Below are 21,778 nucleotides of genomic sequence, written 5' to 3'. Positions count from 1 at the left end.
CCAACGTGAGACTCACCGTCACCACCGTGGACGCCGCGGACGGACTGCGCCGCGACCATCTCGTGGACCTCCCGCCCGGGAGCATCGTGGCGGACCTCGCGACCGCCGTGCGGCGACCGACCACACCCGCCGAGGCCGGCCCCGACGGGCACCCGCCCGAGTTGGGCGCGTTCCTCGACGGCGAGGCGCCGGCCGACGGGCAGGCGCTCTACCTCGGCGACACCGCGCTGGACCCGCACGCTCCGCTGACCGTCTCCGGGATCCGCGAGGCCACCGTCCTCGGCCTGGGTGCACCGCCCGCCGAGCCCGATCGGGTGCGCGCTCCGCGGCATCCCTTCGATCCGCAGACCCTGGTCCAGGTGCACGCGGTCTCCGGCCCCTACACCGGCCGGATCTGGCCGTTGGGCCCGGGCAGCCACGAGATCGGCGCCGACGAGGGTTGCGCGATCCGGCTGCCCGTCGCCGGCGTTCCGGCCCGGGGCCTGTGGGTGACGGTCTGCCCGGACGGCTCGGCGTACTGGCATCGCACCGTCCCCGACGACGGTGCGGTGCACGGCCGCGAGGTCGCGCCGCCGCCCACCGACGCGATCACCGCCGCCGCGGCGCTGCCGCGCAAGCACGAGGAACGGGTCCTGGAGGACGAGCGCGAGGCGGACCTCAAGGTGGAGCGGGAAAGCGCCCGGATCGCCCCGCCCAAGGAGCCGGTGGTCCGCACCCCCGCGCCGCCGGGCACGCCCTGGCCGCGGGAGGCCGACCTGGTCGTCGGCCCGTCCCTGCTGCGGTTGTCCGGGCCCGTCGAGGCGGACGCCGACGTCACGCCCTCCGACGACGGCATCGGGCTCGACTACAACCGGCCGCCCCGGATCGCCCCGCACCTGGACGCGGAGAAGATCCGGCTGCCCTCGCCGCCGCTGGAGCCGAACCGGCTGCCGTTCCCGTTGCTGGTGATGATCGCCCCGCTGGTGATGGGCCTGGCGATGGTCGGGTTCTTCCAGTCGTACTTCTATCTGATCTTCTGCATCATGAGCCCGCTCATGGCGATCGCGAACTGGATCTCCGGCCGCCGCGGCAATCGGCTCAAGCACCAACTCGACGGGGTGCAGTATCGGCGCCGGTTGCGCGTCCTGCACACCGACATCCGCACCGCCGTGCGGCGCGAGCGCATCGTCCGGGGCGAGGTCGGCCCCGACCCGGCCGCGGTCGCGCTGATCGCGACCGGCCCGGGCAGCCGGCTGTGGGAGCGGCGCCGGCGCGACGCCGACCACCTGGTACTGCGGATCGGCACGGTGGATCAGCCGTCGGTCAAGGAGGTCGAGGACCCGGCCCGGGACGAGCATCACCGCACCGCCCGCTGGACGTTGCCGGACACCCCGATCGGCGTCGAGATCGCCGACCACGGCGTGCTCGGGGTGGCCGGCCCCACCGAACCGATCCAGGCGCTGGCCCGCTGGCTGGTGATCCAGTCCGCCGTCCTGCACAGCCCGCGGGACCTGCGCGTGGTGGTGTTGACCGACCCCGATCGGGCCGCCGACTGGGCCTGGGTGCGCTGGTTGCCGCATCTGCGCCCGCAGTCCGGCTCGGCCGCGCCGGTCGTGCTGCTGGGTTCCGACCCGGAGTCCACCGCCAACCGGATCTCCGAACTGGTCGCGCAGATCCAGGGCCGCCGGCGCAGCATGGGCTCGTCGATGGGCCAGGCCATGTTCAGCGGCCCCGACATCCTGGTGATCGCGGACGGCGCCCGGCAGTTGCGCGAGGTGCCCGGCATGGTCCAGGTGCTCACCGACGGCCCGGCGGTTCGGGTGTTCAGCGTCTGCCTGGACGAGCAGGAGCGGCTGCTGCCCGAGGAGTGCGCCGCCGTGGTGCTGGCCACGGGTCGGCATCTGACGGTGCGCCAGACCGGCTTGCCCGACATCGCGGACGTGCGGGCCGATCACGTGGACGCCTCCTGGTGCGAGCAACTGGCCCGATCCCTCGCGCCGTTGCGCGATGTCAGCCCCGAACACGACAGCGGTCTCCCGCAGACCGTCAAGCTGCTCGACCTGGTCGACGCCGAGCCACCGAACGCGGCCGATTTCCAGGCTCGTTGGGCCCGCCGACCGGCCTCGACCACGTTCACCCTGGGGGCGGGCTACGACGGGCCGCTGCGGATCGACCTGGTGCGCGACGGCCCGCACGGCCTGATCGCGGGCACCACCGGCTCGGGCAAGTCCGAGTTGTTGCAGAGCTTCGTGGCGGCGCTCGCGGTGGCCAACCGGCCGGACGAGCTGACCTTCGTCCTGGTCGACTACAAGGGCGGCAGCGCGTTCAGCGAGTGTGCCGAACTCCCGCACACCCTGGGCATGGTCACCGACCTGGACGAGCACCTGGCCACCCGGGCACTGGACTCGCTCGCCGCGGAACTGCGGCGCCGCGAACACCTGTTGGCGGAGGTCGGAGCCAAGGACCACCCCGAGTACCGGGGCAAGCGCACCGCCGACCCCGCGCTGGCACCGCTGCCTCGACTGATCCTGGTGATCGACGAGTTCGCCACCCTGGTCCGCGAGGTGCCCGACTTCGTCGCGGGGCTGATCAACATCGCCCAGCGGGGTCGCTCGCTCGGCATCCACCTGGTGCTGGCCACCCAGCGACCGGCCGGGGTGGTCACCGGCGACATCCGCGCGAACACCAACCTGCGGATCGCCCTGCGGGTGACCGACGCCGGCGAGAGCCAGGACATCATCGACACCGCCGAGGCCGTGCACATCTCTGCCGGCACCCCGGGCCGGGCGCTGATCCGCACCGGACACAACGCGGCCGTGCCGTTCCAGGCCGCGTGGGTGGGCGCCGAGCGACCGATCCCCGGCAACGGCCCCGCGGCTGGCCCGACCCGATCGGTGCGCGCCACCGAACTGACCCTGGCCGGCCTCGGCCGCCCCGCGTCGCTGCCGGCCGTCGACGAGGGTCCGGACACCACGGACGCACCCCATCCGACCGACCTCAACGCGCTGGTCCTGGCCCTGCGCGAGGCCGCCGCGACGCTGCCGGACTACACCCCGCAGCCCAGCCCCTGGTTGCCGGCGCTGGCCGAACGGGTGCTGCTGGACGACCTGCCGGCGGTGGAGCGGGCCGACACCGGCGCGTCCGACACCTGCCCGCCGCCCATCCCCTACGCGCTGGAGGACGTCCCGCAACTCCAGGAGCAGCGGGTGACCACGATGGACCTGGCCACGTTCGGCCACCTGTACGTGATCGGCTCGCCCCGCTCGGGCCGCACCCAGGTGCTGCGCACCCTCGCGGGCGCCGCGGCGGCCACGGCGAGTTGCGCCGACGTGCACCTGTACGGGATCGACGCGGGCGGCGGCGGGTTGGCCGCGTTGGAGGCCCTGCCGCACTGCGGCGCGGTGGTCTCGCGGCACGACATGGAGCGGATGGGGCGGCTGCTGGGCCGCCTGGTGCGCGAGTTGACCGAGCGTCAGGAACGGTGCAGCGTCCACAACGCCGCCGGGCTGGTGGAACTGCGCCGGATGCTCCCGGCGGCCGAGCGCCCCGCGCACATCGTGGTCCTGCTCGACGGCTGGGACGCGCTGGTGGGACTGCTCGACGACCACGACGGCGGCCGGCTCGTGGACGACGTGACGCGACTGCTGCGCGAAGGCGCGGCGGCCGGCATCCACTTCGTGGCGACCTCCGAACGGGCGCTGCTCGGCGGCCGGTTGGCCGCGCACAACGACCACAAGCTGCTGCTGCGCCAGGTGGATCGCACCGACTATCAAATGGTCGGCATGCCGTTGCGCAAGGTGCCGGCGGTGATCCCGCCCGGTCGCGGCTGGCACGTGTTGTCCCAGACCGAGAGCCAGGTCGCGCTGCTGGCGCCCGACCCGAGCGGGCAGGAACAGGCCGAGGCGCTGCGCCGGATCGGCGCGGAGGCGGCCCGCCGCGATGCCGGGCTGCCGCGCGAGCGCATGCCGGTGCGGATCCCGACCCTGCCGCGGGTGGTCGAGTTCGCCACCGCGTACGAGCGGGTGCCGGCCGCGGTCCGTCGTCCGATGTGGGGGCTGCTGGGCATCGGCGGGGACAGTGCGGAGCCGGTCGGCGTGGACTTCGCCGGCAAGCCGGTGTTCTGCGTGATCGGGCCCTCCGGCACCGGGCGCAGCACCACCCTCGCGTCGTTGTCGGTGTCGCTGCTCGCGGGTGGCACCTCGCTGCTCGTACTGACCCCGCGCGAATCGCCGTTGCGCGCGCTGGCGCAACATCCGCAGGTGCGCCTGCTGACCGAGGAGGATCCCGCCGCCGAGGACGTCGAGCGGGCCCTGGAGGAGTTGTCCGGCCCGCGCGTGGTGGTCGTCGACGACGCCGAACTGCTCGGGATGCCCGCCGCCGACCGGGTCCTGCGCGACCTGGCGGTCGCCGGGCGGGACCGCGGTCAGGCGCTGCTGTACGCGGGTTCCTACGACGCCCTCCAGGTGGCGATGGGCAGTTGGCTCAGTGCGGCCCGGCGCGGCAGCCGCAGCGGGATCCTGCTCGCGCCGAAGAACCTCCAGGAGGGCGACATGATCGGCGTCCGGCTCCCGACGAACGTGGTGCGCGTGGCGCCGCCCGTGCCCGGCCGGGGGTGGACCGCGAGTCCGGGGGGCATGCCGATGTCGGTGCAGGTGCCGCTGACGGTGTTGCGGTCGGTCGAGTAGCCGGCGCCACCGAACCGCCCCGCGAGTGACACGAATTCGGGCCGCACCCCCAAGGGGTGCGGCCCGAATCGTGGTGGGCGGGCCCGGGTTCGTACCCAGGCCGCCCGATGGTGCCGGAGGCTCAGTTCTTCTTCAGGTTCTTCGCCATCTCGACGTCCATCTCGTGCATCTGCGTGCGGATCTTGGCGAACATCTCGGAGAAGATCTGGATGCCGTCGATGGCGGCGGTCAGGCTGGTGTCGAACTTCGCGTACGCGTCGCGCATGGCCGGGCTCGACTCCTTGAAGACCATGCCGTTGTCGAGCAGCCCGTTCACGTCGCCGAGCAGGGTCTTGATCATCGGCGTGATCGTCTCGCGAGCCTTGGTGAGCTTGCCGGCGACCTCGTCGATCCGGCCGAAGTCGAGTGCGATATCGGGCATGGGTTCCTCCTGGGGAGATCGGCTCACCGCAGGGGTGGGCGAACCGGGTCGGGAACTGCGGGGGTCGGGTGCAGCGGATCGCGTGATGCGGGGATCACGCGACGCAGGAATCGGGTGATGCGGAGATCACCCGATGCCGGGACGGGGCGGTCGGGGGCTTCGACGGCAGCGGAGGTCGAGCGGGCTCAGTCGCGGCGCGGGATGTGGCCACCACCGCCACCGCCGCCGCCACCGCCCGGGGGAACGGGCTTCTCCGGCGGCTTGGGCGTGACGTCCTTCCATTCGTGCTTGCCGTCGACGCGGGTATACAGGTGCGTCTTCCCCTCGGAGTCGACCACCGTCTGGGTCCCGCCGCCGTCCTTGTTCAGGTGCGTCTCGGTGGTGGTCACGCTGCCGTCGGCCGCGGTGGACACGGTCTTGTAGTTCAGCCGGTCCGAGTCGTAGGTGGTGACCGACGTGTAGGTCTGACCGTTGGAGGTGACCTTGGTCTCCTCCTTGATCACGTTCCCGTTGGCGTCCAGGGTCAGATGGGTCTCGATCCGGCCGCCGTTGGGCGTGGTGATCACCTGGTCGAGCGGCGGCTTGTCGCCGGGGTCCTGGGCCTTGCAGAACTCCGGGAAGGTGCCGTCGGGGCCCGGCGTGGCGCACTCGGACAGGTGCTCCTGCTTGTACTTCCAGGCGCTGACCTTGTTCCGCCACTCCTCCAGGCCCATGGTCGCGCCCATCACCCCCATGCCCTCGGTGATCTGCGCGTCGGCGTTGAAGTAGGCGTCGCCGACCTTGCCGAAGCAGTCGCCGAGCTTCTTGAGCAGGTCCTCGGCACGGGTCATCGGGCCCGCGGACAGCCGGTACAGGCTGCGGAACGCGCCGGTCAGCGTCGGGTCGCCGAACACCGCCTGGGCGTCGGTGTAGCCGCCCTTGCCCAGGGTGGCGAAGTCGCTGGACTTGAGCGTGGGCGAGATCCGCTCGGCCAGGTCGTACAGGTCCTTCTTGGCCTCGCTCAACGTGCTGTAGTCCAGCGCGAAGTCGATCACGTCCGCTCCCGTCGGGCAGCGCGGACCCACCGGCCGGATCCGTCGCCGTGACCACGCCGGGGCGACCCGCGCGGTTCATTGAACCGGGCAGCCGGTCCCGGCGTGGTCCCGGCGAGGTCCGGCGAGCACGGCGAGGAGACGACGGGTCATGGGCAATCGCCCCACCGACTGGAACGCGATCGGCTTGAGCACCGATCCCACCCCAGGCGACCCTGTCCGACTGCGTGCCCTGGTCACCTCGATGGAGAGCCTGGGCCGGGTCGCCCGCGAGATCGACGACGCGTTGAACTCGGTGCTGGACAAGACCGGCACGGGCGCCTTCGTGGGGCAGACCGCCGACGCACTGCGGGACAAGATCAGCGGCCCACTCCGGGAGTTCGTGCAGAGCATCGCCGACGCTTTCGAGAACTCGGCGAAGTCGATGCGCACGTACGCGGACGTGATGGAGGCTCAGCAGCGGGCCGCCGACACCGCGTTGAGCAACGGCCGGGACCTGGCACCGGAGGATCCACAGCGCGCTCATTTCGGGACGACCGCGCGCACCGCGGGCACCACCCAGCGCACCCAGGCCGAGGCCACGGCCAAGGTCGTCAACAGCGCGGCCACCGGGATCAAGCAGCCGGTGACCGACTGCGACCTGTTCTGGGAGGCGTTCAACTGGCTGGCGATCATCCTGATCCTGCCCGCGCTGCTGTTGGGTGGCCCGCTCGCGTTGCTGGCGATCGGGATCAACCTGGTCCTGTTCGTCAAGACCGCGGTGGACGTCGCGAACGGCAGGGCCGGGCTGCTCGACCTGTTCCTGGCCGGACTGGGAATGATCGCGCCGACCACCAAGGGCCTCAACCTGCTGAAGCTGTTCAAGGACGGGGCGAAGTTCGTCTGGGACAAGGGCCTCAAGGCCTTCGCGCAGGGCGCGTGGGGCGCCCTCAAGGGCACCTTCAAAGCGGGCGCGTTCCGCTCGTTCGCGTTCATCCCGGGCTTCAAGGACTTCGCCCGGCTCGCGGGCGGCTGGGTCAAGTCGGGCGCCCTGTGGGTGGGCGCGGCCACGCTCAAGCTGCCGTCCTGGGTCGGCTCCGCGCTCGGCAAGGGCGGCCTCGCGGTGATCAACGGCTTCAAGGCGGTGCCGGCCCTGTTCCGCGGCCTGCCGGGCCTGGTCAAGGGCGCCGCGGGCAGCACCTGGAAGTTCCTCAGGACCGAACTCGGCGGCACCAAGTGGCTGCGGCTGATCCTGCCGGTGGACGCGGCCGAGATCAGCCGGTTCGGCCTCAAGCGCGCACTGCGGATCGGCTTCTACGAGCGCGGCGTGCTGGGCAAATTCCGCTACGCCTCACCGCTGCTGAGCGCGGGTGGGCGCGGTCTGAGCCAGATCCCGACGCCGCCGCCGCTGCACGGGGTGGGCGCACTGCCCGAGATGTCGCTGGACAAGTTGGCGCAGATCCGAGCGGGCGACTGGTCCGGGTTCGGCGCGAACGACCTTCGGCTGAACAGCCTGGACCTGCCGACGAATCTGACCGTCACCTCCCCGGGCGGCCTGCACATCCCCACCTCCTTCGGCGAGGTGATGCAGTTCGCACCGGACGCGGTGCGCCGGATGGACGCGCTCCTGGACATCGGCGCGCGCGATCTGAAGATGGTGCAGATCGGCGACTGGGCCAAGTTGCCGACGCCGACGGGAAGCTCCCGACTGGAACTCGACGCGCTCGACTCGGTCGGCCGGCTCACTCCGACCACCGGCACGACCGGTGCGGTGCACGCGCCGCCCGGCCCGTCCGCGCTCCCGAGCGTCACGCACACCCCGTCCCCGACCTCGCTGTCCGCGCTCGACCTGGTCCAGACCGGGGCCGCACACCGGCCGAACCTGTCGTCCCCGATCGCCGGATCCGTCCCGGGCAGCGGCATCGCACACGTGGGCAACCCGAGCCTGAGCACCCACGGGTTGGCCGCCCCGACCCTGCCCGCGTCCGGCATGACCAACCACGCCCTGCCGGCGCCGAGCCTGCCCGCCTCGGGCCCGACCAACCACGGCCTGACCGGCCCGGGCCTGCCCGGCCACGGCGCGCCCGGCCCGCACGTGGAGGTCGGGCCGACCGGGTTCGGTACGCCGACGAGCCTGTCCGCACCGTCCCCGTCGGCCCTCGCGAGCGGCCCGGCGCCGACGGCGTTGGTCCCGGACCACGCCACGAACGCGCTCAACCTGCTGGATCACGGCCGGCCGGCGCCGCTGCGCCCGGACTCGGCCGCCAACGCGGGCGCGCTTCCCTCCGCGCCGCCGCACGGCCCCGGCGGCGGCGAGTTGCGCCCCGGCACGCCGAGCACGAACCCGGTCGCCGTCGCGCCGTCGCCGACGACGACCGGCGGCGGCCTGGCCGGCCCCGCCAACCGGCTGTCCCCGGCCCAACTGGAACAACTGTGGAAGAGCGACGCGGACCGGATCGGCGCGCTGTTCGGCAAGGCCGACGATCCGCTGCGATCCGGCCGCATCGAGGCCTGGCGCGACCTGGCCTCGGCGCGGACCGAACTGGGCCGAGCCCAGCAGGTGTTGCACGACCTGGAGATCCGCCCCGGCGGGTCCGCCAAGCCATCCCCGTTCGAGCGCGACGCCCGGATCGCGGTGGACCACGCCTCGACCAAGGTGGAGAACGCCCTCACCCGGCTGGATCAACTGGGCATGGACCCGGCCCGGATCGACCGCGACCTGGCCCGGGCACAGGCGGAAAGCCTGGTGGAACGCCCGAGGCTGGTCGGCGGGAGCGGGCACGACGTGGTCGGCGGCGGATCACCGGCGCTGCCGACGACGGCCGTGGCCGGGAGCGTCCCGCCGCCGACCGCGATCACCGCTCTGCATGTCGGCCTCGACTCGGTCGGGCTCGACAATGCGGCGATCCGCACGACGGTGAACGACGGCTACCGGGTCACCGACCCCGCGACCGGCCACTCCATCCGGTACGACAACGGGGGCACCGTCGTCGACGAGGGCCTCGCCCTCCACTCACCCGGTGAGCCCCGGTTCGTCGTCGACCACGGCACCGGTCACCCCTTCCTCACCGACGTGCACGGCAACCCCGTCACCGGCGTCGAGGTCACCGTGGTGCGGGGCGGCTACCGGGTCACCGACCCCGCCGGCGGCCACACCATCCGCTACCGCACCGACGGCGCCATCGCCGATCAGGGCATCGCACTCGGCGGGACGGGCGCACCCCGCTTCGTGGTCCACAGCGACGTCCGGCCTCCGGTCCTGACCAACGCCCACGGCAAACCGATCACCGACCACACCCTCACCACGATCCCCGACGGCTACCGGGTCACCGATCCCGCCGGCGGTGGGTCCGTCCGGTACGGCGGCGACGGCCGCATCGTCGAACGCGGCATCGCCCTCCAGGGCGCCGGCGAAGCCCACTTCGTCGTCCCCGGCGAACACGGCCCCGTCCTGACCGACGTACACGGCAACCCGGTCACCGACGTGGACGTCACCCCGGTCAACGGCGGCGGCTACCGCATCACCGAACCCGGCAGCGGCCAATCCACCCGCTACACCGGCAACGGCGCCATCGCGGAACACGGCATCGCCCTCCAGGGCGCCGGCGAAGCCCACTTCGTCGTCCCCGGCGAACACGGCCCCGTCCTGACCGACGTACACGGCAACCCGGTCACCGACGTGGACGTCACCCCGGTCAACGGCGGCGGCTACCGCATCACCGAACCCGGCAGCGGCCAATCCACCCGCTACACCGGCAACGGCGCCATCGCGGAACACGGCATCGCCCTCCAAGGCGCCGGCGAAGCCCACTTCATCACCCACGGCGACGTGCTCACCGACCTCCACGGCAACCCGGTCATCGGCGTCGACGTCACCGCCGTCAACGGCGGCGGCTACCGGATCACCGAACCCGGCACCGGCCAGACCACCCGCTACCGTGCCGACGGAAGCGCCGCCGAACACGGCATCGCCCTGGGCGGTTCCGGCGAGGGCCACTTCGTGGTGTTCCGCGACGGCCGGCCCCCCGTACCGACCGACGTACACGGCAAGCCGATCACCGACCGGACCCTGACCGAGATCGACAACGGCTACCGGGTGACCGACCCCGCGAACGGCAACTCCGTCCGCTACGCCGGCAACGGCACAGTGCTCGACCGGGGGTTGGCCCTGAACGAACTCGGCGAGCCCCGCTTCATCGTCGGCGGCAACACCGGCCACGTGCTCACCGACGTGCACGGCAACCCCATCGCCGGCGTCGAGATCACCCCGCTCACCGGCGGCGGCTACCGGGTCACCGAACCGGTCGGCGGCCACAGCACCCGCTACACCGCGAACGGCTGGGTCGCCGAACACGGCATCGCACTCGGCGGCCCCGGCGAAGCCCGCTTCGTGGTCGGCGAGGGCGGCGGGCGCGGCGTCACCGACATGCACGGCGCCCCGGTCGGCGACCGCGACCTCACCACGGTCGACAACGGCTTCCGGGTCACCGACCCGGCCACCGGCCACTCGATGCGCTACGACACCACGACCGGCGCCTTCGAACGCGGCACCCTGCTCGGCGGCGCGGGCGAGCCGCACTTCGTCGTGGCCCGTGGCGACACCGACCACATCCTCACCGACATGCACGGCACCCGCGTCGCCGACATCGAGGTCGCCGCGCTCGACGGCGGCGGCTTCCGGGTCACCGAACCGGTGAGCGGCCGGTCCACCCGCTACCTCGCCGACGGCTCGATCGCCGACCACGGCATCGCCGTCGGCGGACCCGGCGAGGCCCGCTTCGTGGTCGGCGACGACACGAACCGGGTCCTCACCGACGTGCACGGCACCCGGGTCGCCGACCGCACCCTCACCACCGTCGACAATGGCTTCCGGGTCACCGACCCGGCCACCGGCCACTCGATGCGCTACGACACCAGGACCGGCACCTTCGAACCCGGCACCGTGCTGGGCGGTACCGGCGGGACCCGGTTCGTGGCGGGCGACACCCTCACCGACATGCACGGCACCCCGCTCCCCCCGGAGCAACGACTCACCCGGCTCACGGACGCAGACGGCACGCACACCGGCTACCGGGTCGAGGTCGTGCACCCGAACACCGTGCGCAACGGCGAGTTCCACGAGTTCGGGGTGAACGGAAACGTCACCCGCGAGGGCTTCAACGTGCTCGACGACGGTCGGCTGACCAAGCATCAGTACATCGTCGACCACACCGGACCGACACCCACCTGGCGCCAGGATTTCCACCCCGGTCGGTCCGCCGACCGGGGATTCACCCCCCACGACTTCCAACACGGCACGGTGGACCTGCACGGCGCCGCCAACGGTCGGATCCAACTCAAGTCGAACACTCCCGGGAAGGCGGTCGTCTTCGAACGCCGACTGCTGCCGAACGGGCACACGCTCGACGCGTTCCGGCGTACCGACCTCAACGGCTTCGGCGCGTTCAGCCAACGCACCAAGTGGGTCGAATGGGGCACGGACGGTGTCCCGCTGGACCGGGGTTCGCGCAGGTTCGACACGTCCGGCTTCGGCTACACGGACGTCAACGAGCGCTTCATCACGGTGCGTGAATTCCGGGACACGCTCCAGAAGTTCGGCGACCGGGCCGGACACACGCTGGGCGTCAAGGGTGCCGACGGCTGGACCTGGCATCGCTACGACGGCGCGAGCGGGGAGCTGGCGAGCGGCCCGCGCACCCCGCACCGCGACGGCGGCTGGAGCGACCGGCACGGCCCGGCGGCCGGCACACACGCCGGGGAGGTGGTCCAGAAGCAGTGGGGTCCGATGCACCGGACCGACCATGCCCGGCACTACCTCGAACACCCGCTGGACGACGCGGGCATCCGCAAGGCGTCCTGGGACGAGCACTCGCCGCAGGGCAAGGAGACCGGCAAGCACGAGGTCAAGGCGGACGGCTCGACGTTCACCACGACCCGCATCTCCGAGCAGCGTCCGCCCCAGTGGGCCCGCAAGTTGCTGAGCAACAACCGGGTCGAACCCACCGGCACCCACGCGTTCCTCGCCTCCGACACCCGCTACCAGGTGTTCACGTGGGAGAAGTCGGTCCCCGGCGCGGACGGGCAGCTGGTCCCGGACAGCAGTGGCGTGCGGTTCGTCGGCGACGACGGCAGCTCCTTCGACATCCTGGCCGACGGCCGTTTCGCCCGCTCGCAGACCAAGTCGGCCGACGGTACGACGCTCAAGGTCGGCGACTCGGTGACGCCGCACCCCTCCTCCCCCGCCGGGGCGACCCCGTGGAGCCGGGGCGACGAGGTCGGCTACCGGCTGGAGACTCCCCACAACGGACCGGGCGAGGCGATCTGGCAGGACCTGCGTCCGGTGGTGGGCGCGGACGGCACCACCCGGTGGGCGGTGGTGCGCGAGGGGTTCCCGAACGGCAACGTCCGCCACTACACGACACCGGAGCCACCCGCTCCCGGGTCCACCGGCCACGCGGCCGACCCGCGCAGCGACTGGGTCGAGTACGACAGTCACGGATACCTGGCCGGCCGCAGGGACACCTGGCAGCTCGAAGGCACCGACCCGGTCACGATCGTCGCGCGCGGCTCCTCGACCGCGCGGACCTGGCGGTGGGAACGCGTCAACGCCGCCGGTGAGGTCCAGGAGTCCGGCAAGCGTGTGCTCTTCCGCGGTGCGGACGACCCCAAGCTGCCGTTCGACGACTCGTTCCGGGACTTCGACGCGGCGAAGAACCTGGTGCGCGAGCGGCGCATGCTCGACAGCGGTCGTTACGTCGACGCGTGCCGGGTCACCGGCGGCGACGCGTGGACGTGGCAGAAATACAACCGGGCCGGTGCGATCGTCCCGAGCGAGGGCGACCGGGTACGCACCTGGTGGAACCCGAAGGCGGACAACGGCGCCGGTGCCTGGCAGGCGACCCCGCTCGACGGCAGGAACCTGCACTTCCGCGACACGACGGTGAACGGTGGCGTGACGTCGGTGATCCACGAGACCCCGCCGCACATCACCGACGCACCGGCACGGGTGCGCGAGTACGGACCGAACGCGGGCGCCTCGCCGGAAACCGCCACCTGGAAGGAGTTCGACCACGGCACCACCGTCCGCACCCGCGAGGTCAAGACCACGCCCGAGGGGCGGAATTACTACCTGGAGACGGACGCGTGGCGCGGCCAGTGGCGGCGCTACAACGAGAACGGCGTCCTGGTGGCCCGGCGCACCGACGGCGGTGCGGTGATCGTCAACGACTCGTTGAACCGGTGGCGGGTGATCGGCAGCGAGTACGACTTCCGCGGCCAGGTGACCGAGGTGCGCGGCTGGGTACGGCGCATCCGCGAGGGTCAGCGCATGCCGTGGTCGGGCAGCCCCCTCGGCATCGACGCGACGCGGTTCCGTTCGGCGCTGGCCGAGCTCCCGGGCATCTCGCCCACCGGTACCGGCACCATCACCCTGGCCGAGGCCGCCTACCAGAGCTATGGGAAGTCGGTGCTGGTCAAGAAGCTCGCGCTGGAGTTCGCCCAGGAGTTCGCGATCGAATTCACCGCGAACATCGTCGTGGCCGACATCAACGCCAAGGCCCAGGGCAAGACCCTGGCGGAGACCGACTGGCAGAAGGCGGCGCTGAACGCGGCGGTGGGCGGCGTGGTCAAGGGCGGCGTGGGCGCCTTCGTGCACGAGAACAGGATGGACGGCTTCCGCAAGCTCGGCGACTTCAAGAGCGGCTACGGCAACATCGACGGCGGCAAGCACTGGAACCGGCGGCCGGGCAACCACGACAAGACGTGGGCCAACGAGTGGGCGGGCAACGAGACCGCGGTGCGCTGGCGCAGCGGCACCTACGACTTCGGCTACAGCGCCGGCGTCGGCATGTTGGCCGGTCTGGTCAACGGCAGCATCAACGCGAGCGTGTTCGGCGTCAAGGACGCCGACGGGGTCACCCACAAGCTCTCCGGCTGGGAGGCGCTGGGGGACGGCGCGATCTCGTCGTTGTCCGGCGTGATCAGCACCGGCAGCGTCTCGCTCGTCCGCATCGGTTTCCTCAATGCCGCCGGCGGCCGGTTCTTCCACCGCCAGGGGGCCACCGAGTTCCTGCTCAACATCGGCTTCAAGATCGGCGAAAAGATGTTCAACGGGTGGCTGTTGCCGCAGGTTCGCGCGGGAATCAACCCGGATTGGTACCGGCACAAGGATGCGTAGCGCACAGATGTCGAGCGTCGACCGTCGCGCGGCCGGCTCCACCGCGCCGGATGTCCGGGTGGCCGGCAAGGGCCGGGGCACGCATCGCCGGATCGCGGACGCGGTCCGCGCCGCCGCCCCCGGTGCGACCGTGCTGATCGCGGCCGGTCACTACACCGAATCGCTGGTGCTGGACCGGCCGGTGACGCTGTGCCCGGAACCGGGCGGCGGCGAGGTGGTGTTGACCGCGAGCGCGGCGGGCCCGGCGATCACCGTCGCCGCGGCGGACTGCGTGGTGCGCGGGCTGGGCCTGCGCGGCGCGGGCACCGATGCGCCGGCGGTCAGCGTGAGCCCGGGCGCTGGTCTGATCCTGGCCGACTGCGCGGTCACCGGCGGCCGAATCGAGGTGCGCGGCGGGCCGGATCGGGACGCGGAGGACGGCGGCGATCCGGATCCGGACGCGCCGCCGACGGCCGGCGGCACCACCTCGGCGCTGCTGCTCACCGGCACCCGCATCGGCGGCGCGCGGCTCGCGGGCCTGCATGTGTCCGGTGACGCGCGGGCCCGGGTCGAGGACGTCGAGGTGGGCGCGATCGAGGGCACCGGGATCGTGGTGTCGGGCAGCGCGCGGGTGGGCATCACGCGGTTGCGTCTGGACGCCACGTCCGGCTCCGGGATCCGGCTGCGCGGGCGGGCGATGTTGCGGCTGACCGATTCGGTGCTGAACGGCTGCGGGCGGGTCGGGCTGCTCCTGGAGGACGCCTCCTCGGCGGTGGCCGGCGAGAGCCGGGTCAGCGCGCCGGGAGCGGCCGGCATCCGGCTCGGCGGCAGCGCCCGGGCCGAGTTGACCGACTGCCGAATCCTGGACGCGGCCGCGGCCGGCATCGTGCTCGACGGCTCCGCGCGGGTGGTCGCGCAGGGCTGCGCGGTGCGCCGCTCGGCGACCAACGGCGTGCTGCTCACCGAGGGCGCGGGCGCCGACCTGACCGACTGTCGCATCCTCGACTCCGGCTACGGCGCGGTCCACGCGGCCGGCACCGCCGTGCTCAAGCTGGCCGACTGCCGGGTGCGGGGCACGCCCGAACACGGCGTGCACACCACGGACACCGCCCGGGCCGAACTGACCGACTGCACGGTCTCGGCCGCGGCGATGACCGGGATCGCGGTCACCGGCCGCTCCTCCGCCGCGCTTTCCGGCTGCCTGGTCGCGGACACCGCGACCGGGATCGGGATCGGTTCGCCGACCGGATCGCGGGTGTCCGGGTGCACGGTGCGCGCGGCCGGGCGGACCGGGATCGAGGTCACCGGCGAGGGCGTCGCCGAGTTGACCGGCAATCGGGTCACCGGTGCGGGGGCCGCGGGCATCGTGTTCGACGCGGGTTCGCGGGCCGAGTTGGCCGGCGGCTCGATCGAGGACTGCACCGGCTCGGGCCTGGTGGTGTGGACCGGCGCCCGGCCGAACGTGCACGGCCTGCGGATCGAACGGCCGGGCAAGAACGGCCTGTACGTGGCCGAGCAGGCCGGCGGCACCTTCACCGGGTGCGACGTGATCGGCGCCGGCTATGCCGCACTGCACGTGGGCGGCGGCGCGGATCCGCTGTTCCGCCGCTGCCGGGTGCGCGAGTGCACCGACGAGTTGAGCACCGAACCGGACGCCGCGCCGGTGTTCGACGACTGCGATCCGGCGCTCGGCGGGATCGCCGCCGCACAGCCCGCGACCGCCGCGGCCGCGGGTGCCGCACCGGGTCCGGTCACCGCGCCCACCCCGGAATTGCCCGACGTGGTCGAGGAGAGCCTGCCCGACCTGCTCGCCGAACTCGGCGAACTGGTCGGCCTGGACGGCGTCAAGCGCGATGTCGCGTCGATGGCCAAGCTGATGCAGACGGTCCGGCTTCGGGTCGAGGCCGGGTTGCCCGCGCCGCCGCTGAGCCGGCACTTGGTCTTCGCGGGCAACCCGGGCACCGGCAAGACCACGGTGGCCCGGCTGTACGGCCGGCTGCTCAAGGCGCTGGGCCTGCTCGGTCACGGACACCTGGTCGAGGTCGACCGCAGCGCGCTGGTCGGCGAGTACGTCGGCCACACCGGGCCCAAGACCGCCGCCGCGTTCAACCGGGCGATCGGCGGTGTGTTGTTCATCGACGAGGCGTACTCGTTGTCGCCGCTCGCGGGCGGCAACGACTTCGGCTCCGAGGCGATCGCCACGCTGGTGAAGCTGATGGAGGATCACCGCGACGACGTCGTGGTGATCGCCGCGGGCTATCCCGACGACATGGACCGCTTCGTGTCCTCCAACCCGGGACTGGCCTCGCGGTTCACCCGGACCCTGCTGTTCGAGGACTACGACGCCGAGCAACTCGTGGCCATCGTCGAGCACCAGGCGGAGCGCCACCGCTACGAACTGACCCCCGCCGCACGCACCGAACTGCTCGCCCTGTTCGGCGGGATGACCCGCGGCGGCGGCTTCGGCAACGGGCGCTCGGCCCGGCAGGCGTTCCAGGAGATGACGGAACGTCAGGCCGGTCGGGTCGCCGAACTCGACAACCCCGACGCGGCACAACTGATCGCCCTGGAGGTCGCGGATCTGCCCGCGTCCCTGGCAGGCGCGACCGCGTGAGCACCCTCCCCCCAACACCTGGAGTCCTCGTGTCCGCCAACAACCGCCCACGCAACGGTGGTTCGCCCGACGACCGGAACGGCTTCGCGGCCACCTTCGCCCGCCGGCCCGGCACCGGCGCCCGCGGCCCGCTGCCCGGCGCGCGGGTCTGGGGCACCATCGGCGGCGCCGCGGCGCTGACCACCGGCGCCATCGTGCTGGTGCCGCTGCTGGCCGCCCCCGGTGCGGCCTCGCAGCCGCGTCGCGACGTCGCGCACGTCGCGGCGAACGCCGCCCTGCCCGGCACGCCCGCCGGTTGGGGTACCCCGGGCAGCGCCGAACCGGCCCCCGTCGAGGGGGTTCCGGTCGGCCCGGACGGCACGCCCGTGCCGCAGGGCCCGCCCGGCGGCGCCCCGGTCGGCTACCCGCCGGCCGGTGGTTCGGGCACCGGGTCGGGTGGTTCGGTGCAGTACAACAACGGTTCCGGCGGCGGCGCGGCGGGTGGCGGGGGCGCGGTCGGCGGTGGCGCCGGCGGGGGCGGCGTGGGCGGCGGCGGTGCAGGCACGCCCGGCGGCGGATCCGTCCCGGGCATCCCGGCATCGAGCGCCGGCGGCGGAACGCCGCCGGGCCGTCCGCCCGTTCCGCCGGCGAGCACGCCCGCCAAGCCGCCGATCGCGCCGGCCCAGGGCCCGCAGATGGTCTACAACGGCTACGCCGGCCTGGGTTGCTCGAACTCGGGCGCCGGCTTCCGGGTGCAGGGCGATTACAGCGACGGCAAGGAGGGTTGGTACAAGGTCGGCAGCGGCGGCCTGGGCACGGCCGGCTGCGGGGACGACTTCTGGGCGATCCCGATGTCCGGCTCCAAGACCAAGGACGACTCCAGCGTCGCGGCCGTGTGGACCTGGAACGCCGGTGCCAAGGCCAAGAGTTGCTCGGTGCAGGTGTATGTCCCCGGCGGCTCGACCTGGCGCGACGCGGCCGGCAAGCCCGCGTTCTACCAGGTGTTGGACACCGACAGCGGTTCCGCTCCGGTCCGGTCCACCTTCACCGTCGACCAGACCGCGCACCGAGGTGCCTGGATCCAGGGTGTGAGTCTGCCGGTCAAGGACGGCAAGGTCGTGCTGCGGATGGTCAACCGGGGCGAGGACTGGGTCGGCACGACCAAGACCTACGCACACCTGGCGGCGGGCCAGGCGCGGGTGCTCTGCTACGACCGCTGAACCGGCGACCGCCTGCGCCGGCCGGGCCGTTCGCGGGCCGGCCGGCCTTCGGCCGCCCGCGCTCCCTGGCATGCGAAAGAGGCCCTTCCGGACCTTCCGGGAGGGCCTCCCGCCGCTCAGCGCGGATACATCTTGACGACCTTGCCGTTCAGGTCGGCCCGCAGATAGCCGCTTCCGTAGTCGTCGCTCACGTAGACCTTCAACGCCGGCACCCGGTCACTCAGCCCCATGTCCAGGATCACGTAGCGGTTCTTGGGCGTGGTGACACCCAGTTCCTTGTCGGCCTTGGCGATCAGGGCCGGAAGCGCGTCCCAGTTGACCTTCGCGAGGTCGATGGTCTTGTCGTCCCGGTCGGTCCCGGAGCCGGCGTCCTTCGTGGTGACGCCGTCGCGGTACGAGAACCGGTCGTACAGGCGGGCGTCGCCGGCTGTGGGTGCCTTCACCGACGCGAACTTGTCGTGCACGCTGAAGTCCTTGACCCTGGTGCCCCCGATCGTCGGGGCCATCGCCTCGATCACGCCGCGGATGGCGGTGGGGGTGAGCAGGTTCTCGGTATCCGTGGCGGGTTTGCTCGTGCGCGTCGCCGACGGCCGGATCGGCGTCTCGTCCACCAGGGGCACCGGCGCGTCCGGTGACCGGGTGGGGCTCGCGCTGTTCGTGGCTGCCTGCTTCTTGCCGGGGCCGGCCGCGTTCGCGTCCCGATCCGAATCCGAGCCGTCGAACTGGGACACCAGGACCACCGCGACCAGGGCGCCGACCAAGGCGGTGCCGAGCGCCGAACCGGTGATGATCCGGATCCGGCGCGCGCGCAGCCGGTCCGGCGAGCCGGGTTCGGCCGGGGTGAACGGCGTGCCGTAGTGCGAGGACGGTGGGGCGGACGGCGGTGGCGGGGTCGAAGACGCGTGCCGGGCGCCGGAGTTCGCTTCGGCGTCGATGCGGTCCGCGCCCGACCAGGCCGGTCCGGTGTCCGCGGGCCCGCCGTCCGCCGGTCCGCCCGCTGCCGCGCGACCGCCGCCGAGGTCGGCCGACTGCCAGGCGAGGGCGTCCGCGACCGGCAGTGCCGACGTGGTGTGTTGCGACGAGGGCCGGCCGGTCGGCTCGCCGGCCGCCGTGGCCAACAGCCGATCCAGGTGCGCCGCGTCCGGGCGGGCCGCGGGGTCGCGGACCAACAACGCGTCCAGGACCGGGGCCAGCGCGCCCGCGCGGGTCGGCGGCGGCACCGTCTCGGTCAGCACCGCGGCGAGCGTGGCCAGGCTGGTCGCCCGGCGCAGCGGATGTTGGCCCTCCACCGCGACGTACAACATCATCCCGAGCGACCACAGGTCGGACGCGGCGTTGTCCTCCTCGCCGCGGATGCGCTCCGGTGCGATGTACTCGGGTGAGCCGATCAGGTCGCCGGTCGCGGTCAGGCTCGTCGACTCGCGCAGCGCGGCGATGCCGAAGTCGGTCAGCACCGGACTGCCGTCGGCGCGCAACAGCACATTGCCCGGCTTGACGTCGCGGTGATGGATTCCGGCCGCGTGCGCCGCGCTCAGCGCGGACAACACCCCCCGGCCGATTGCGGCGGCCTCGGCGGGCCCGATCGGGCCGCTCGTCAGCCGGTCGTGCAGCGAGCCCCCGGGGACCAGTTCCATCACCAGCCACGGGTGCGGAACCTCGGCGGCGTCCACGATGTGATGGATCGTCACCACATTGGGGTGGTTCAGTCGGGCCAACGACCTGGCCTCGCGCAGCACCCGCTCGCGCAACATCCGCGCGGCGGTCGGGTCGTCCTCCAACAGCGCCGGGTCGGGCGGCCGGACCTCCTTGAGCGCCACCTCGCGTTCCAGGGCCAGATCGCGAGCCCGCCAGACCAAGCCCATACCGCCACCACCGAGCCGCTCCAGCAACTCGAAGCGGCCGTCGATCACGCGTCTGCCAGGTATACCCGGGGTCATGCGGCACACCCTACAAATCCGGACTCCCATCCCGGCAATCGGCGGCCGGATCGTGGGCAGATCCCTCGTCGGGAACCGAGTTCGGGCCGAGACTCGTCGCAGCAGGGGAAGCACGGAGCGCTCCCGATCCACGACGCACGGTCCGATCGACCGGACCCGAACCGGCCCACCCCGGCCGGCGGGGCCAGCTGCGACTCGGCCGGGAAGGCGTCACGGATCGTCTTCGCCCGGTCCTGTCGGTCCCAGCCGGAAGGCATCATGGCACTCGATCGCACCGTCACCCCGACCGGCACGTCCCGGGTGCCCGCCCCGACCGGCGGATATCACCGGTGGTTGCTGCTCGTCGTCGTGCTCGCCCAGTTGCCCGTCGTCGTGGGCGCATCGCTGCCGAGCACCGTCCCGGCGCCGTCGGCCGCCGATCTGCGGATCGATCCGGGCGACATCGCCTGGGTCGGTCACGCGCACCTGCTCGCACTCGGTGCGTTGTTGCTCCCGGCCGGCCGGCTCGCCGACCTCGTCGGGCCGCGCCGCACGTTCACGGTGGGGCTGATCGGCGTGGCCGGCGCCTCGCTCGTGGTCGGCACCGCCACCGGCCCGGGCCCGCTGTTCGCCGGTCGGGCGCTCCAGGGCGGCTTCGGCGCACTCGTGCTCACCGCCGGCCTGGCGCTGCTCACCACGACCTTCACCGACCGCTCGCAACGCGGCTGGGCACTGGGCCTGTACGCCGGCGTCGCCGCGGCGGGCGGCGGCCTGGGCGTGTTCGTGGCCGGCGCGTCCACGGCGAACGGCTACTGGCGGGCGCTGCCGTGTGCCCAGGCGGTCCTGCTCGTCGCCCTCGCCCTCGGCGTGCTCCGGCTGTTCGCCCGGCATCCCGAGCCGGCCCGCATCCGTATCCCGGGTCTCGACCTGCCCGCCGTGTTCGCCGCGACGACCGGCGTGGGTTGTGTGCTGTACGGCTGCCTGCGGTTCGAGACGCACGGTGGGCGGGACACCACGACATGGCTGTTCCTGGCTGCCGGCGGCATCCTGTCGGCCGTGTTCGCCCGTCGACAGAAGCTCGTGGGCAACCCGCTGAGTCCGCTGCTGCCGCCGCGGATCGTGCTGAACCGCGATCGCGGCGCGGCGTTGCTCGGCCTCGCGGTGTGCGGCATCGCCACCACCGTGACGGTTCGCTTCGTGTCGATCCATCTGCGCAGCGGCGGCCCGGGGTTCACCGACTCCCAGGTGGGGCCCCGGTTGTTGCCGCTGGTGTTGCCGCTGCTGCTCACCGCGCCGCTCGCGGCCGGCCTCCTGCTCCGCCGCTTCGGCGCCAAGACGATCGTGCCGATCGCCCTGGGCCTGTGCTGTGTCGGCTTCGTGCTGTTGTACGCGGTGGACCACAACAGTTCGTATCCGACGGACGTGGTCCCGGCGCTGCTCCTGATCGGATTCGGCGCCGGTCTGGCGTTCGGGCCCTGTGTGAGTGTGGCCGTGGACGGCGTCCGGGCGGTGGGTGCCGGCGCGGGAGCGACGGTCGGCGCGTATGTGCTCGGTGCCGCGATCGGGGTGTCCGTACTGGCCCGGGCCAGGGTGGACGCGTTCCGGTTGAGCGGTAGCCCGGACTGGGACGGGAATCCGATGGTGCCGTCGGCGGCCGGTGTGAGCGCCCGGCTGGTACCGGTGTACGAGTGGACCGGCGTGCTGCTCGCCCTCACCCTGGTGGCGACCGCCGTGCTCTTCTCGCCGCGCTCGCGCACGGTCGGCCCGGCGGAGGACGCCTGAGGTTGGCGCGTGGGGTG

General features: G+C 72.8%; 8 protein-coding genes. 5 read left to right on the top strand and 3 right to left on the bottom strand.

The features are described 5' to 3' along the window. Nucleotides 1-5: 5 nt before the first annotated feature. The gene (locus ACZOOI_RS25215; protein WP_465277965.1) at nucleotides 6-4,664 is read left to right on the top strand and encodes an FtsK/SpoIIIE domain-containing protein; all 4,659 of its coding nucleotides are present in this window, start codon (nucleotides 6-8) and stop codon (nucleotides 4,662-4,664) included. Nucleotides 4,665-4,785: 121 nt separating this feature from the next. Here the strand turns inward: ACZOOI_RS25215 and ACZOOI_RS25210 are convergent, their stop codons facing one another. Together ACZOOI_RS25210 and ACZOOI_RS25205 are read right to left on the bottom strand one after the other, a co-directional pair. Continuing rightward, nucleotides 4,786-5,085 (bottom strand): hypothetical protein, encoded by a 300-nt coding sequence (locus ACZOOI_RS25210; protein ID WP_396008793.1) that lies wholly within the window; start codon nucleotides 5,083-5,085, stop codon nucleotides 4,786-4,788. 185 nt (nucleotides 5,086-5,270) lie between these two features. Further along, nucleotides 5,271-6,119: a hypothetical protein gene (locus ACZOOI_RS25205; RefSeq protein ID WP_465277964.1), complete on the bottom strand. Its 849-nt coding sequence runs from the start codon at nucleotides 6,117-6,119 to the stop codon at nucleotides 5,271-5,273. A 148-nt stretch (nucleotides 6,120-6,267) separates the two neighbouring features. Between ACZOOI_RS25205 and ACZOOI_RS25200 the strand changes: the two genes are divergently transcribed. The 3 genes from ACZOOI_RS25200 to ACZOOI_RS25190 are packed head-to-tail and all read left to right on the top strand — an operon-like array spanning nucleotide 6,268 to nucleotide 18,063. Continuing rightward, nucleotides 6,268-14,271 (top strand): RHS repeat domain-containing protein, encoded by an 8,004-nt coding sequence (locus ACZOOI_RS25200; RefSeq protein ID WP_465277963.1) that lies wholly within the window; start codon nucleotides 6,268-6,270, stop codon nucleotides 14,269-14,271. 7 nt (nucleotides 14,272-14,278) lie between these two features. Continuing rightward, nucleotides 14,279-16,864: a right-handed parallel beta-helix repeat-containing protein gene (locus tag ACZOOI_RS25195; RefSeq protein ID WP_465277962.1), complete on the top strand. Its 2,586-nt coding sequence runs from the start codon at nucleotides 14,279-14,281 to the stop codon at nucleotides 16,862-16,864. A gap of 29 nt (nucleotides 16,865-16,893) precedes the next feature. Beyond that, nucleotides 16,894-18,063, top strand: coding sequence for a hypothetical protein (locus ACZOOI_RS25190; RefSeq protein WP_465277961.1), 1,170 nt, complete (start codon nucleotides 16,894-16,896; stop codon nucleotides 18,061-18,063). Between the two features lie 116 nt (nucleotides 18,064-18,179). Here the strand turns inward: ACZOOI_RS25190 and ACZOOI_RS25185 are convergent, their stop codons facing one another. Further along, the gene (locus tag ACZOOI_RS25185; RefSeq protein WP_465277960.1) at nucleotides 18,180-20,000 is read right to left on the bottom strand and encodes a serine/threonine-protein kinase; all 1,821 of its coding nucleotides are present in this window, start codon (nucleotides 19,998-20,000) and stop codon (nucleotides 18,180-18,182) included. A gap of 258 nt (nucleotides 20,001-20,258) precedes the next feature. Between ACZOOI_RS25185 and ACZOOI_RS25180 the strand changes: the two genes are divergently transcribed. After that, complete coding sequence (locus tag ACZOOI_RS25180; RefSeq protein WP_465277959.1) at nucleotides 20,259-21,761, top strand: MFS transporter; 1,503 nt, start codon at nucleotides 20,259-20,261, stop codon at nucleotides 21,759-21,761. Nucleotides 21,762-21,778 lie beyond the last annotated feature (17 nt).

The organism is Embleya sp. L77, from assembly GCF_055557415.1.
The sequence above is the reverse complement of the archived record's forward strand: the minus strand, read 5'-3'. Positions and strand labels throughout refer to the sequence as shown.